The organism is Rahnella sp. ChDrAdgB13 (genome assembly GCF_017655185.1).
GTDB classification, from domain to species: domain Bacteria; phylum Pseudomonadota; class Gammaproteobacteria; order Enterobacterales; family Enterobacteriaceae; genus Rahnella; species Rahnella contaminans.
The window spans coordinates 99,218-114,870 of the sequence record NZ_JAEMGT010000023.1; the positions used below are offsets into that span (position 1 = coordinate 99,218).

12 protein-coding genes are annotated in these 15,653 nt (G+C 52.2%); 9 read left to right on the forward strand and 3 right to left on the reverse strand.

Translation table 11 applies throughout. The features are described 5' to 3' along the window. Window positions 1-48 precede the first annotated feature (48 nt). Entirely contained in the window at window positions 49-1,152 is a 1,104-nt protein-coding gene (locus tag J8X26_RS08070; protein WP_208950622.1) for a YcbX family protein, read from the forward strand. A 49-nt stretch (window positions 1,153-1,201) separates the two neighbouring features. Here the strand turns inward: J8X26_RS08070 and J8X26_RS08075 are convergent, their stop codons facing one another. Together J8X26_RS08075 and pyrD are read right to left on the reverse strand one after the other, a co-directional pair. Continuing rightward, entirely contained in the window at window positions 1,202-1,747 is a 546-nt protein-coding gene (locus J8X26_RS08075) for a cell division protein ZapC (RefSeq protein WP_152324138.1), read from the reverse strand. A gap of 196 nt (window positions 1,748-1,943) precedes the next feature. Further along, window positions 1,944-2,954 carry a quinone-dependent dihydroorotate dehydrogenase gene (pyrD, locus tag J8X26_RS08080; protein ID WP_152324139.1) on the reverse strand — a complete coding sequence of 337 codons (1,011 nt, stop codon included), beginning with the start codon at window positions 2,952-2,954 and terminating at the stop codon, window positions 1,944-1,946. Window positions 2,955-3,252: 298 nt separating this feature from the next. On the opposite strand from pyrD, the gene ssuE reads away from it, so the two are divergent. From ssuE to ssuB, 5 genes are read left to right on the forward strand one after another with little or no spacing between them, the layout of a single operon-like run. Then, the gene (gene ssuE / locus J8X26_RS08085; protein WP_152324140.1) at window positions 3,253-3,834 is read left to right on the forward strand and encodes an NADPH-dependent FMN reductase; all 582 of its coding nucleotides are present in this window, start codon (window positions 3,253-3,255) and stop codon (window positions 3,832-3,834) included. A gap of 18 nt (window positions 3,835-3,852) precedes the next feature. Further along, the gene (locus J8X26_RS08090; protein WP_152324141.1) at window positions 3,853-4,827 is read left to right on the forward strand and encodes a sulfonate ABC transporter substrate-binding protein; all 975 of its coding nucleotides are present in this window, start codon (window positions 3,853-3,855) and stop codon (window positions 4,825-4,827) included. A 57-nt stretch (window positions 4,828-4,884) separates the two neighbouring features. Further along, window positions 4,885-6,039, forward strand: coding sequence for an FMNH2-dependent alkanesulfonate monooxygenase (ssuD, locus tag J8X26_RS08095; RefSeq protein ID WP_165058078.1), 1,155 nt, complete (start codon window positions 4,885-4,887; stop codon window positions 6,037-6,039). Between the two features lie 11 nt (window positions 6,040-6,050). Further along, on the forward strand, window positions 6,051-6,842 hold the full coding sequence (gene ssuC, locus J8X26_RS08100; protein ID WP_152324143.1) for an aliphatic sulfonate ABC transporter permease SsuC: 792 nt from the start codon (window positions 6,051-6,053) through the stop codon (window positions 6,840-6,842). Then, window positions 6,839-7,621 carry an aliphatic sulfonates ABC transporter ATP-binding protein gene (gene ssuB / locus J8X26_RS08105; RefSeq protein WP_152324144.1) on the forward strand — a complete coding sequence of 261 codons (783 nt, stop codon included), beginning with the start codon at window positions 6,839-6,841 and terminating at the stop codon, window positions 7,619-7,621. Before ssuC ends, ssuB begins: the two co-directional genes overlap by 4 nt. Window positions 7,622-7,700: 79 nt before the next feature. Here ssuB and pepN read toward each other — a convergent pair whose 3' ends face one another. Further along, on the reverse strand, window positions 7,701-10,316 hold the full coding sequence (gene pepN / locus J8X26_RS08110; RefSeq protein ID WP_208950623.1) for an aminopeptidase N: 2,616 nt from the start codon (window positions 10,314-10,316) through the stop codon (window positions 7,701-7,703). Window positions 10,317-10,727: 411 nt separating this feature from the next. Between pepN and J8X26_RS08115 the strand changes: the two genes are divergently transcribed. The 3 genes from J8X26_RS08115 to asnS all read left to right on the forward strand — a co-directional run bounded on the left by J8X26_RS08115 (window position 10,728) and on the right by asnS (window position 15,367). Next, on the forward strand, window positions 10,728-12,140 hold the full coding sequence (locus tag J8X26_RS08115) for an MFS transporter (protein WP_208950624.1): 1,413 nt from the start codon (window positions 10,728-10,730) through the stop codon (window positions 12,138-12,140). A 336-nt stretch (window positions 12,141-12,476) separates the two neighbouring features. After that, the gene (gene pncB, locus J8X26_RS08120) at window positions 12,477-13,682 is read left to right on the forward strand and encodes a nicotinate phosphoribosyltransferase (protein WP_208950625.1); all 1,206 of its coding nucleotides are present in this window, start codon (window positions 12,477-12,479) and stop codon (window positions 13,680-13,682) included. Window positions 13,683-13,966: 284 nt separating this feature from the next. Next, window positions 13,967-15,367, forward strand: coding sequence for an asparagine--tRNA ligase (gene asnS, locus J8X26_RS08125; protein ID WP_152324148.1), 1,401 nt, complete (start codon window positions 13,967-13,969; stop codon window positions 15,365-15,367). The last annotated feature ends 286 nt before the right edge of the window (window positions 15,368-15,653 follow it).

The window sequence follows — 15,653 nt, forward strand, 5'->3', positions numbered from 1 at the left end:
AAGTCTCTGGTTCTCTTTAAGACTTTATATACAGAGAGGCGACGTTCAGTGCCCATTCTTTCACGTTTATTCGTACACCCGGTCAAATCCATGCGTGGTCTGCAAGTCTCCCACGCACTGGTTACAGCAACAGGACTGACGTTCGACCGCCAGTTCATGATTACCGATACGCAAGGCACTTTTATTACGGCCCGCCAGTATCCCAACCTTGTCCTGTTCACCCCGGTGATCCTGCCCGATGGCCTGATGATCTCTGCGCCAGAAGGTGACAGCATCAGCGTAAAATTCCGTGAATTCGCCGGTGAAAACTCTCCGACAGAAGTCTGGGGCAATCAGTTTACCTCACTCATCGCGCCGGAACCGGTAAATCGCTGGTTAAGTGCTTATTTAAAGCGTGACGTCCAGCTTCGCTGGGTTGGCGAAGAGCCGACGCGCCGTGTGAAAAAACATCCGGAAGTCCCGTTGTCGTTTGCCGACGGCTTCCCGTATCTGCTGATCAATGAAGCGTCGATGCAGGATTTACAGCGCCGCTGTCCGGGGGGGGTACGCATTGAGCAATTCCGGCCCAACATTGTGGTCAGTGGCACCGAAGCTTATGCCGAAGATACCTGGCAGACGATCCGCATCGGCGAAGTCATTTTCGATCTGGTCAAACCGTGCAGCCGCTGTATTTTCACCACGGTCAGCATTGAGCGCGGACGTAAACATCCGCGTGGCGAACCGCTGAAGACCTTGCAGGGCTACCGTACTGCCAGCGATGGCGACGTGGATTTCGGCCAGAATATGATTGCGCGAAATACCGGCGTGATCCGAGCGGGCGACAGCGTTGAGGTGCTGGCCACCAAACCACCGCGGCCTTACGGCGCAGGTGAAGTGGTTGAAAACGTCGACGCACCGAAAAGCACTGCGCAGGACGTGACCATCAATTATCAGGGCACGCAGTTTACCGGGAATAATCAGCAGATTTTGCTCGAACAACTGGAATTGCAGGGATTACGGATCCCATATTCGTGTCGTGCGGGAATATGTGGTGCCTGCAAAATGACATTACAAGAGGGAAAAGTTTCGCCGCTGAAAGAAAGCGCAGTGGGCAAAGACGGAATGATATTGTCGTGCAGCTGTATTCCGGCCTCAGATATTATCATCGGCTAGAAAACGCAGTTAATGCAGAGTCAGGCAGTTTAAACCGGAATTAAAGAACTTAAACTGCCTGATCGTAGACATCGCTGTCTACCCGGAATGCCGCTGGCATCAACCGGTCATGCATCACTTTGATCGCATCACCTAACACCATCCCGCGCCCTGCCACTGTCAGACGTTCCTGCGCCAGCAGGCACAGACTGGCGTTATCGCCGGACTCAACCACCAGTAATGTCGCCTGCTCACCACTTTCCATTACCTGCACCTGCGCAAGCTGACCGTTTGCTGGCTGGAAAGGACGATGTTGCTGACTGAAATGCCAGCTCTTAGGCATCAGCGGTTTTAAAAAGCGAAAGGCGACTAATGCATTTAATACTAATTCGGCGCGCTGCTCGGCGGCCAGGCGAATATGTTTGCACTGCTCTTCGAAATCAAAATACAGCGCCGCATCATCGACACAAAATGACATATCGCCGAACGCATCCGGCGTTAACATTTTAGCGGGGAATCGGGAACGGAAAATCATGCCATTAGCGAGATCCAACATAAGCCGGTCATGTTCAGTATCAAAATACCAACGCCAATTATCATCTGGTTTGATTTTCATTTCGTCATCCTGTTTGCGCGATGCCCTCTGCCTGTTTGTTCGTGATGTTCTATTGTTACCTGATCCGATAAGAATAGAATTTTTTATTACGAACGGGTATCAGACAAATCCTGAGCCTGAATAATGGTCAGTGGACAAAATATAGACGAGCCGGGTTAATAAATAAACCCCTGACTCGCCTTAAGGATGAAAAATATCAGAGGTGAGTAACAATATCTTTGATCAAACCTGGTCCGCGGAAGATAAATCCGGAATAGATTTGAATTAATGATGCACCGGCTGCCATTTTTTCACGCGCTGCCGTCAGGGAATCAATGCCACCGACGCCAATAACAGGCAGACGACCTTGTAATTCATTTGACAGCATACGGATAATTTCTGTGCTGCGCAGTTGCAGCGGGCGACCGCTTAGTCCGCCTACCTGATCACAATTATTAAGGCCCTGGATCAGTTTACGATCGAGCGTCGTGTTAGTCGCAATCACACCATCCATATTATGACGCACCAGACTGTCGGCTATTTGGATCAATTCTTCCTCAGAAAGATCCGGCGCGATCTTCACAGCAACCGGCACATATTTCTGATGACGTTGCTGAAGTTCAAGCTGCTTATTTTTAATCGCCGCCAGTAAATCATCCAGCGCTTCGCCGTATTGCAGTGAACGTAATCCCGGCGTGTTTGGTGAAGAAATATTCACCGCGATATAACCCGCGTACGGATATACCTTTTCCATACAGGTCAGATAATCATCTTTACCCTGCTCGACCGGAGTATCTTTATTCTTGCCGATATTAATCCCCAGGATGCCGTCAAAATGGGATTTTTTGACGTTATTCACCAGATTATCCACGCCGTGGTTATTGAAACCCATGCGGTTAATCAGGCCTTCTGCCTCAACGATGCGAAATAAACGTGGCTTATCATTACCCGCCTGCGCGCGCGGTGTCACGGTTCCCACTTCCACAAAACCAAATCCCATTGCGCCGAGTGCATCAATACATTCGCCGTCTTTATCCAGGCCAGCAGCCAGCCCCAGCGGGTTCTTAAAAGTTAATCCCATGCAGGTCACCGGTTTGGCCGGAACGGACTGACGAATTAAAAACTCAAGTGGGGTGCCGGAGATGCGGCTTAACTGGCGGAAGGTTAACTCGTGGGCGCGTTCTGGATCGAGCTGAAACAGTGCTTTCCTGACAAAAGGATAATACATGGAGACTCCTGGATTCCCGGTGGCTAGACGGGGCGGTATTATCGACTAAGCGTCAGGCAATTGGAAACGATAACCAGCGGATTGGCACAATAATTGTTTCCGTACGCAAACGATTACTTTTTATTTACCTTAATTTTACTTTTATTCCCCCCGCGCCCGCTTCATCCCTGCTTTATCCGTTTTCAAACTATTCATAGCCAAAATTGAGATTTCCGGTGCGCAGCGTCCCCCTGTTACGTTTACTCCACTTTGTTAAAGAAAATAATGGTTCTATTACTTTTTGTTATAAGGAAGAGAGATGCGCGTTATAACAATCGCAGGCAGCCCGCGACAACCTTCACGTTCTTCCTCCCTGCTGGCGCTCAGCCATCAGTGGCTGGCAAGCCGCGGCGTCGAGGTTTTCACCTATACGATTCAGGATTTTTCTGCTGACGACCTGCTTTTCGCAAATTTCGCCAGCCCGCAGCTCAAACAGCTGACTGCTGAACTGGCAAGCGCCGATGGATTGATCGTGGCAACGCCGGTCTATAAAGCCTCGTTTTCCGGTGCACTGAAAACATTGCTGGATTTGCTGCCGGAACGCGCGCTCGACCATAAAGTTGTACTGCCGCTGGCCACCGCCGGTTCGATCGGCCACATGCTCGCCGTGGATTACGCGCTCAAACCGGTACTGGCGTCGCTCAAGGCCCAGGAAGTTTTGCAGGGCGTTTTCGCCGATGACAGCCTGATCACCGATTACCAGAGTTACCCGGCGAAGCTTGATCCCGCACTTGAAGAGCGTCTGACCGAATCGCTGGAGAACTTCTATCTGGCACTCAGCCGCCGCCGCCCGCTGGCGCCGTCAGTCGCGTCCCTTTCTGCTCAGGCATTACGCGTTTAACTTTAAAAGGAATTAACCATGCCAGCATCCTTCTCTTTATTACGCCGCCTGCCGGTTATTGCCGGGCTGCTGACCAGCCTGACGCTAAGCGGTGCGGCGCTTGCGCAGGAAAAAGATCCCGCACAGTTACGCATCGCCTACCAGAAAGGATCCGTCGGCCTGGTGCTGGCGAAATCTCATCAGTTACTGGAAAAGCGTTTCCCGGACACCAAAATCAGCTGGGTGGAATTTCCTGCAGGGCCGCAGATCCTGGAAGCACTGAACGTTGGCAGCATTGATTTGGGCGGAACCGGTGATTTGCCACCGCTGTTCGCGCAGGCCGCGGGCGCGGATTTGCTGTATATCGGTTCTGAACCGCCGAAGCCGAAAGCTGAAGTTATTCTGGTCGACAGCAACAGCCCGATTAAAACTGTCGCGGACCTGAAAGGACATAAAGTGGCTTTCCAAAAAGGCTCCAGCTCGCACAATTTACTGCTTCGTGCGCTGCAACAGGCCGGGCTGAAATTCACCGATATCCAGCCGGTTTATCTGACGCCCGCTGACGCCCGCGCGGCTTTCCAGCAGCATGACGTCGATGCCTGGGCTATCTGGGATCCGTACTACTCCGCCGCTGAAGTTCAGGGCGATGTCCGCGTCCTGACCGACGGTTCCACGCTGCACCAGACCGGTTCTTTCTATCTGGCACCGAAAAAATATACCGAAGCGAATCCGCAATTTATCAGCGCCGTTCTGGACGTGTTAACGCAGGCGAATGCGCTGACGAAAACCGACCGTGCGCAAAGCATCACGCTGCTTTCCCAGTCGATGGGGCTGCCGGATAAAGTCGTGGCGTCTTATCTCGATCATCTGCCGGATATGCCAATCACACCGGTCAGTGCTGAAACGGAAAAACGCCAACAGCAAACCGCCGATTTGTTCTATGAAAACCATATTTTGCCAAAACCTGTTGAGATTAAAGATCGCATCTGGAAGCCCGCTGTACAGGCTAACTGATCACTCATTGAGCCGCCCGCTGAGCGGCACCCGTGACGAATTGAGAGGAAAAACAACATGAGTCTGAACGTATTTTGGTTCTTACCTACCCACGGCGATGGCCGTTATTTAGGCACTGAAGAAGGCGCGCGAGTAGTCGATCACGGCTATCTTCAGCAGATCGCACAGGCCGCCGACCGCCTGGGTTTTGGCGGTGTATTGCTGCCAACGGGCCGTTCATGTGAAGACTCATGGCTGGTGGCCGCCTCACTGATTTCGGTGACTCAGCGTTTGAAATTTCTGGTCGCGCTGCGTCCGGGGATTATTTCTCCGACGCTGGCTGCCCGTCAGGCCGCCACGCTGGACCGGCTTTCCGGCGGTCGTGCGCTGTTTAATCTGGTGACAGGCGGTGATCCCACCGAACTGGCTGCCGAAGGTTTGCACCTCAATCACAAGGAACGCTACGAAGCGTCCGCCGAATTTACCCGTATCTGGCGTCGTGTGCTGGAAGGGGAAACCGTGGATTACGAAGGCAAACACATTCAGGTGAAAGGGGCGAGCCTGATGCACCCGCCAGTTCAGTACCCCCGTCCGCCGCTGTATTTTGGCGGTTCTTCTGACGAAGCGCAGGATCTGGCCGCTGAGCAGGTTGAACTTTATCTCACCTGGGGTGAACCGCCGGCACTGGTGAAAGAAAAAATCGAGCAGGTCCGTGCGAAAGCCGCAGCGAAAGGCCGTACCGTGCGTTTCGGTATTCGTCTGCACGTGATTGTCCGCGAAACAAACGAAGAGGCCTGGCGCGCAGCCGACAAGCTGATTGCCAACGTGGATGACGAAACTATTCAGCGTGCGCAGGCCGCATTTGCGAAAACTGATTCCGTCGGTCAGCACCGCATGGCCGCCCTGCACGGCGGCGATCGCAACAAACTGGAAATCTACCCGAACCTGTGGGCAGGCATTGGTCTGGTGCGTACCGGAGCCGGCACGGCGCTGGTCGGAGACGGCCCGACCGTTGCGGCCCGCATGCAGGAATATGCCGATCTGGGCATCGATACCTTTATTTTCTCCGGTTATCCGCATCTGGAAGAAGCGTACCGCGTCAGCGAGCTGCTATTCCCGCATCTGGATCTGGCAAAACACGAAGACGATCAAACCGTGAAAAAAGCCATTTTGCCGCGCGGTGAACTTGTGGCGCACGATTTTGCGAATAAACGTGCCGCCAGCCAGCATTAAGGAGAATAAAGATGACGAGATCACAACGCTGGCTGAACCGCGCCGCGCCCTGGGTCGTTCCGGTTGTCCTGATCGGCGGCTGGCAGCTGGCGGTTGAAGCTGGCTGGTTGTCTAACCGCATACTTCCGGCACCGAGCGCGGTGGTGGAAGCCTTCTGGACACTGGCCAAAAGCGGCGATCTCTGGCAGAACCTGAAGATCAGCACCTTCCGCGCGCTGACCGGTTTTGCCATCGGCGGTAGTCTGGGTTTACTGCTCGGCTTTATCACCGGGCTTTCACGCTGGGGCGAACGTCTGCTCGACAGCTCGCTGCAAATGCTGCGGAACATTCCGCATCTGGCCCTGATCCCGCTGGTGATTTTGTGGTTCGGCATCGATGAATCCGCCAAGATTTTCCTGGTGGCGCTGGGCACGCTGTTTCCGATTTATCTCAATACTTATCACGGCATCCGCAACATTGACCGCGGTTTGCTGGAAATGTCGCGCAGCTACGGTTTATCCGGTTTCCCGCTGTTTATTCAGGTGGTTTTACCGGGCGCGCTGCCGTCGATTATGGTCGGCGTTCGTTTTGCGCTGGGCTTTATGTGGCTGACGCTGATCGTCGCGGAAACCATTTCGGCTAATTCAGGCATCGGGTATCTGGCGATGAACGCCCGCGAGTTTTTACAAACTGACGTCGTGGTTGTGGCCATTGTGTTGTACGCCATCCTCGGCAAACTGGCCGATGTGCTGGCCCGCCAGCTGGAAAGTGTCTGGCTACGCTGGCACCCGGCCTATCAGAAAAAACAAGGAGACGCCGCATGAGCGCACCTGCACGTATCGGGCAAGGCACGCCGGTCACCTTATCCGGCATCACGAAAAAATACGGCAACCGCGCCGTACTGAATGATATCAATCTGCGTATTCCACCCGGCCAGTTTGTGGCCGTTGTTGGCCGCAGCGGTTGCGGGAAAAGTACCCTGCTGCGCCTGCTCGCAGGGCTGGAAAAAACCACGCAAGGCGAGCTGCTCAGCGCCAGTGCGCCGTTGAGTGAAGTTCGGGAAGATACACGGTTGATGTTTCAGGATGACCGCCTGCTGCCGTGGAAAAAGGTGATTGATAACGTCGGGCTGGGTTTGAAAGGTCAATGGCGTGAAGCCGCGCGGGCAGCGCTGGAAGAAGTCGGGCTGGCCGACCGCGCCGACGAATGGCCTTCGGCGTTATCCGGCGGACAAAAGCAACGCGTGGCGCTGGCACGGGCGCTGATCCACCGCCCCCGTTTGCTTTTGCTGGACGAACCGCTGGGTGCGCTCGATGCGCTGACGCGTATTGAAATGCAAAGCCTGATAGAACGTTTATGGCAGCAGCATGATTTCACCGTTTTGCTGGTGACACATGATGTCAGCGAAGCGGTCACGGTCGCGGATCGCGTGATCCTTATCGACCAGGGGCAAATTGGCATGGATTTGACCATTGATTTGCCACGCCCGCGCCGTAAAGGATCTGCCCGTCTGGCTGAGCTGGAAGCGGAAGTGCTGGAACGCGTGCTGACGCCACAGCCTGCGCAGAACGTTCCGCAGGAAGCGAAACGCGCGCAGAGTTGACGGAAAGTCCCGTCATCTCAACATGTAAAAAGGGCGATGTTTCCATCGCCCTTTTGCCTTACTGCGTTTCTGCGGTTAGTTACGCATCTAACGCTTTGGTGATTTTCTCGAACAAATCACCGGACAGATTTTCCAGCCCTTTCAGCTGTTCCAGTGCCTTACGCATCTGCGACTGACGGCCAGCATCATAACGTTTCAGACGGATCAGCGGCTCAATCATACGTGCGGCAACCTGCGGGTTACGCGTGTTCAGATCGGTCAGCATTTCGGTCAGGAACTGATAACCGCTGCCATCTGCGGCGTGGAATGCAGAAGGGTTAGCCGACGCGAACGCACCAATCAGTGAACGGACGCGGTTCGGGTTGCCCATGCTGAATGAACGGTGGTTGAGCAGTGAACGTACTTTCTGCAACACATCGGCCGCCGGGCTGGTCGCCTGCTGGATAAACCATTTATCCATAACCAGGCCATCGTGATGCCAGCGCTCGTCGTAAGCGGCCAGCAGTGTTTCGCGACAAGGCAATTGCGCGGACACAGCGGCGGCCATTGCGGCCAGTGAGTCGGTCATGTTATCGGCCTGCTCAAACAGGGTTTTAACCTGCTGATCAGCCAGAGTAACATCCTCAAAAGCCAGATAATGCAGGCAGGTATTACGCAGTGAACGTTTACCGATATCTTCATGCACAACACGATACGCAGGCAGACGATTGGCGTTATAAACCGCCAGGAATTCATCGGCCATTTCCGTTGCCAGGCAGCGGGTAATGGCGTCGTGAACGGCGCTGATGGCTTCCGGATCGATGATCTCAAACAGTTCTGCAATTTCGTTTTCAGACGGAAGGGTCAGGATCTGCGCCGCCAGTGCCGGATCAATATTTTCATCCAGCAGTACCGCACGGAACGCATCCGCCACATGCAGCGGAAGAGACAGAGGCTGTTTCTGCTGATGACGTGCCACGTTCAGTTTGATGTAAATCGCCAGCAGGCTTTGCGCCGCATCCCAGCGGGCGAAATCGTTACGCGCGTACTTCATCAGGAAAGTCAGCTGATGATCGCCCCACTTGTAATCGAGTTTCACCGGCGCGGAGAATTCACGTAATAAAGAAGGCACCGGCGGGTATTCCACATCGTCAAAGATGAAGGTCTGCGCGGCTTCGGTCACATTCAGCACGTTGCTGACCGTCTGACCGTTTTGTTTCAGCGCAATCACGTTGCCCTGCGGATCGTAGAGTTCGATATCCAGCGGAATATGCAGTGGCAGCTTTTCAGTCTGATCAGGCGTTGGCGGGGTTTTCTGGCTGACGGTCAGGGTGTATTGCTGTTTTTCCACGTCGTAGTCGTCGCGCACGGTCAGCACCGGCGTGCCGGACTGACTGTACCAGCGGCGGAATAGCGACAGGTCAACATTCGAGGCATCTTCCATCGCCTGCACGAAATCGTCGCAAGTCGCAGCGCTGCCGTCGTGGCGCTCGAAATAAAGCTGCATTCCGGCCTGGAATTTCTCTTCGCCCAGCAGGGTGTGCAGCATGCGGATAACTTCAGAACCCTTCTCATACACAGTCAGCGTATAGAAGTTATTCATTTCGATAACTTTTTCTGGACGAATAGGATGCGCCATCGGGCTGGCATCTTCAGAGAACTGCGCGCCACGCATAACGCGGACGTTATCGATACGGTTGACGGAACGGGAGCCCAGATCAGAGCTGAATTCCTGATCGCGGAATACTGTCAGGCCTTCTTTCAGGCTCAGCTGGAACCAGTCGCGGCAGGTCACGCGGTTACCGGTCCAGTTGTGGAAGTATTCGTGGCCGATCACCGCTTCAATTCCGAGGTAATCTTTGTCGGTCGCAGTTTCGGCTTTTGCCAGCACGTATTTGGAGTTAAAGACGTTCAGGCCTTTGTTTTCCATTGCGCCCATGTTGAAGAAATCAACGGCAACAATCATGAAGATGTCGAGATCGTATTCGAGATTGAAGCGGGTTTCGTCCCATTTCATCGACTGTTTCAGGGATTCCATTGCCCAACCCGCGCGATCCAGATTGCCGCGGTCAACGAACAGCTCCAGCGCCACATCGCGGCCTGAACGGGTTTTGAAAGAATCACGCAGAACGTCGAAATCACCAGCAACCAGCGCAAACAGGTAGCAAGGTTTCGGGAACGGATCTTCCCATTTTATCCAGTGTTTGCCACCTTCCAGCTCCCCCTGATCAATCCGGTTACCATTGGACAGCAGATAAGGATAGCGGGCTTTGTCAGCTACAATTCGGGTGGTGAAGCGCGCCAGAACATCCGGGCGATCCAGATAATAGGTAATGTGGCGGAAACCTTCGGCTTCACACTGAGTACACAGCGCTTCCCCGGAAAGATACAGCCCTTCCAGCGCGGTGTTTTTCGCCGGGTGAATTTCGTTAACAATCGCCAGTTCGAACGCTTCAGGCAGGCCAGTGATTTCCAGCGCGCCTTCTTTTAACTGATATTGAGGCCAGTCCTGACCGTTAATTTTCAGGCTGATAAGCGTCAGATCTTCCCCGTTGAGCACCAGCGGAGCGCCTTCTGCACCCTGTCGTTTAATCTGGCTGACGGCGGTCACAAGGGTCTTCTGTGCATCAAGCTCGAAATTCAGGTCGATATCCGTGATGGTGTAGTCCGGCGCACGATAGTCGTGGCGAAACTTGGCTTGTGGCAGTTGAGTCATAAAAAACCTTTTGGCGTTTTCATTGTTTAGGGTGATGACGATTCATGGCATTGAAGCGGGCGCTTTTTGTCAGCAAATCGCTGCGCAGAGCCCTGCCGGCCTTCATACTTTTCTCTCTAAACTCTAACACAGGCACCAGAAAATCCCAGATTGTTGCCAGTTTGTGAGTGCGTATGCGCACCTTTCAACCAAAACACAGAAATTTGTCTTAAAGGGCCTTTCTCGGGCTTAAAAATGGAAGTCCGATCGCCGTCACATTCTGCACTGATAAAACTGTACTTTTCAAAACGCACTTTTGCGCAGTTTTTTATGCTCTATTTTCTTATTCGTTACATAAATTCAATATTTAAATCCGATCGGGAGTCATTAGCATGATCATGAATACGATGAATCACTGAGGCTAATAATAAAATGAGTGACACCTGCGCCCCCGACCAGGGGATAACAAATCAAAAAACATTAAATAACAATACATTATCAGCCAGAATTGACTCGCTTCCCGCTTCCGCCGGGCTATGGCGTTTTATTATTTTGCTCTCGCTGGGTGGATTCTTCGAACTCTACGACCTTTTCCAGACGGGATACATTAGTTCGGGTTTGATCGCAGAAAACATATTTCATATTGGCAGCGCCGGTGTACTCGGTATTTCCGATCAGGCCGCCTTCGCATCTTCCACATTTTTGGGCCTTTTTCTCGGCGCGAGCATGCTGGCACCTAACGCTGACCGGTTTGGCCGCCGCATGACATTTATGTTTGCGCTGGCGTGGTATGGCTGTTTTTCATTACTGATGGCGTTCCAGAACAGCGCGGAGGGGATCATTCTTTGCCGCTTTCTGGTCGGGATTGGCCTGGGACTGGAGCTGGTAACGATTGATACCTATCTGACCGAATGGGTTCCCAGTCATCTGCGAAGCCGAGCCTTTGCGTTTGCTTTCTTTATACAGTTCCTCTCGGTTCCGGCCGTCGCCCTGATGTCCTGGTGGCTGGTTCCGCAGACTTTCTTCGGCCTCACAGGCTGGCGTTACGTAGTAATCGCCGGGGCGCTGTGTTCACTGATTATCTGGTTTGTGCGTAAAAACCTGCCTGAATCCGCCCGGTGGCTGGCACAGCAGGGAAGAAACGAAGAGGCGCACAATGTCGTATCGGCGATGGAAAAACACTGCGGCGTGGCCGAAAGCCCGGCATATGTCGCGCCTGAACAGGCCAGCGGATTACCGCGAAAAGGCACGTTCAGGGAAATTTGGTCATTTCAATACCGCAAACGCACGCTGATGCTGACGGTAATGAACTTCTTCCAGGCCATCGGTTTCTTTGGTTTTGGCAACTGGCTGCCCGCCCTGCTTTCCGGCAAAGGCACTACAGTGACCCACAGTTTGCTTTACGCCTTCTTTATTACACTGGCGTATCCGCTGGGTTCTCTGATTTGCAGCCGTTATGCCGACAAGATCGAAAACAAATGGCAAATCGTCCTTTCTTCCCTGATGACGGTAATTTTCGGCACCCTCTTCGCGTTTCAGACTCATCCGGTCATGCTGGTCATTTGTGGTTTCCTGATCACCTATTCCAACGCATGGCTGACATTCAGTTATCACGCGTATCAGACCGAGGTATTTCCGACACACATCCGCGCCCGTGCGGTGGGTTTCTGTTATTCCTTCAGCCGTTTGTCGACCGTCTTTAGCAGTATTTTGATCGGCCTGATCCTGCAATATGCCGGAACGCAGGGCGTGATTGCGTTCATCGTCCTCAGTATGATTATCGTGATGCTGGTGATCGGGATTTTTGGCCCTAAGACGCGGGGGATTAATCTGGAAAACATCTGATCGTTTACTATCGTGAACAAACGAAGCGGAATGAACACACAAAAATCGGGGTAAAATCGCCCCGATTTTTCTTTTCTGAATGTCAGGTTGATTAAATTTATGTAATCAATTTGTGCTTTTTTTAATCCGGAAGATCGCCTGTTTGCCCATATTCCCTATGTTTGAGCACAATTAAGCCTCGACCATTTGCAGACAATTATGATGTGATGAGGGTTCTTTAACAGGATAATACGGTATACTTCACAGACTTTGCTGTTTTATCCAGAACGTTTTTTTTACGGAACGGTTGTTTGTGTTCAAACACTCAGTTTCTGACGAGGATGCTGTAAGCGCGCTATGATTCCATACGCCTCCCCGATTTTGACTTCGCTGTTAGATACCGATGCCTACAAGCTTCATATGCAGCAAGCGGTTTACCATCGCTATCGCAATATTAACGTCGTGGCTGAGTTCCGTTGCCGCGGTGATGAACTTCTGGGCGAATACGCCGGCGAAATTCGTCTGCAGATCCAGAAAATGAGCCAACTGGCGCTGACCGACGACGAATTCACCTATCTTTCCGGGTTGCCCTTCTTCACCCGGGATTATCTCAACTGGCTGAAAACGTTCCGCTACAATCCTGAACATGTCACCGTTTCCGATCACAACGGGCATTTGCACGTGCGCATTGAAGGGCCGTGGCGTGAAGTGATTATGTGGGAAGTGCCGCTGCTGGCCGTCATCAGTGAAGTTGTGCACCGTCAGCGCTCGCCGGATATTACCGCGAAAATGGCGGTCGATCAGCTGCGTAAAAATCTCGCCAGTTTCAAGGAACAGGCCGCTGACATTGATCTTTCCGCTTTTCGGCTGATGGATTTCGGCACGCGTCGCCGTTTCTCCGGTGAAGTTCAGGAAGCGATTGTCACCACGCTGAAAAACGAATTCCCTTATCTGGTCGGCACCAGCAACTACGATTTAGCCCATAAATTGCAGCTGACGCCGGTTGGAACACAGGCGCACGAGTGGTTCCAGGCACATCAGCAAATCAGCCCGGTTCTGGCGAACAGCCAGCGCGCGGCCTTACAAGCCTGGCTTGAAGAATATCCCGATCAGCTGGGCATTGCCCTCACGGACTGCATCACCATGGATGCTTTCCTGCGTGATTTCGGAACAAAATTCGCCAACGCTTATCAGGGACTGCGTCATGACTCCGGGGATCCGGTTGAATGGGGTGAAAAAGCGATTGCACATTACCAGGCGCTCGGAATCGACCCGATGACCAAAACGCTGGTGTTTTCCGACAATCTGGACCTGGATAAAGCGCTGCATTTGTACCGGCATTTCCATCAGCGGGTGAATCTGGTCTTTGGTATCGGCACACGCCTGACCTGTAATATCCCGCACGTCAAACCGCTGAACATCGTGATCAAACTGGTTCAGTGCAATGGCAAACCGGTAGCAAAACTTTCTGACAGCCCGGGAAAAACCATCTGCCAGGATAAAGCGTTTGTAAAAGCGTTGCGTAAGGCATTCGATCTGCCGCTGGTTAAGAAAGCATCCTAAGACATAAATACTGTGCCGGAAAAATGAACGCCGGCACAGTGATGTATTTTTCCCCGTAATAATGCCTCGCATTCTCTTCCTTTATATAGCTACGATTTAATTCGTTCGGCTTTCATTCGTTCGGTTAATAATTTCAGCCAATCCATCCTTCTGCCTGTGAATTCTTGGCTGACGATGACGATTTCTGCTTGTGTCCTGAGAAAGGCTAAGTAACATAGCAAAATCCCTTTTTACAGGGTGTCCAATATTTCTTAGTCAACATATATAAAGAAAGAGAGAAATCTATGAGCGTTGTGCCTGTAGTCGACGTACTGCAAGGCCGTGCTGCGGTTGACAGTGAAGTCACCGTACGCGGTTGGGTACGTACCCGGAGAGATTCTAAAGCTGGTATCTCATTCGTCGCCGTTTATGACGGCTCCTGCTTTAATCCATTACAGGCCGTCGTCAATAATTCTCTGCCCAATTATCAGGAAGACGTTCTGCGCCTGACGACCGGTTGCTCAGTAGAAGTGACGGGTACCGTTGTGGCTTCACCTGGCGAAGGCCAGAGTTTCGAGCTGCAGGCAACTGCCGTTAAGGTCGTGGGTTGGGTGGATGATCCTGATACTTATCCGATGGCGGCAAAACGCCACAGCATCGAATATTTACGCGAAGTAGCTCACCTGCGTCCGCGCACAAACCTGATTGGTGCGGTTGCACGCGTGCGTAACACCCTGTCTCAGGCGATTCACCGTTTCTATCACGAAAACGGCTACTTCTGGGTATCCACCCCGCTGATCACTGCTTCTGATACTGAAGGCGCAGGCGAGATGTTCCGCGTTTCCACGCTGGATCTGCAAAACCTGCCGCGTACCGACAAAGGCGAAGTAGATTTCAGCGAAGACTTCTTCGGTAAAGAATCTTTCCTGACCGTGTCCGGCCAGCTGAACGGTGAAGCCTATGCCTGCGCGCTGTCCAAGGTTTACACCTTCGGCCCGACATTCCGTGCAGAAAACTCCAACACCAGCCGACACCTGGCTGAGTTCTGGATGGTTGAACCTGAAATTGCTTTTGCAACGCTGAACGATATCGCGTCACTGGCTGAAAACATGCTGAAGTATGTTTTCCAGGCCGTTCTGAACGAACGTTCAGACGATATGGCCTTTTTCGCAGAACGCGTAGACAAAGATGCTGTTGCACGCCTGGAGCGTTTTGTAACCTCCGATTTCGCGCAGGTGGATTACACCGATGCAGTAGAAATCCTAATGAATTGCGGTCAGAAATTCGAAAACCCGGTTTCATGGGGTGTGGATCTTTCATCCGAACACGAACGCTATCTTGCTGAGCAGCATTTTAAAGCGCCGGTCGTTGTGAAAAATTATCCTAAAGATATCAAATCTTTCTATATGCGCCTGAACGACGACGGCAAGACAGTCGCCGCGATGGATGTTCTGGCACCAGGCATTGGTGAGATTATCGGGGGTTCACAGCGTGAGGAACGTCTGGATGTTCTGGACGCCCGTATGGCTGAGATGGGTCTGAAACAGGAAGATTATTGGTGGTATCGCGATCTTCGTCGTTACGGCACCGTGCCACACTCTGGCTTCGGGTTAGGTTTTGAGCGTTTAGTTGCTTATGTGACCGGCGTCCAAAACGTGCGTGATGTGATCCCGTTCCCTCGCACACCACGTAATGCAACCTTCTAATTAAGTAACGTATTTTTATTTTACAAAATTGCCACAATTCAGAGGTCAGCTTAGCTGGCCTTTGTCATTTTTAAAGATAGATCCCTGTCACAAAGTTCCGTAAAATACACATTTTGAAATACATTTTTTCTAACTGAAACATATTTAGTAATTTAGTAGCATTTTCGCTATGGATTAAGCGAACCTCGGATGGAATAGTGCGTTCAGACACAGGAGACACCAAACTTTCATGAATAGTTCCGTAAAGAATTATTCACGGCAGTGGCAGGTGTCCGAATAAAACCAA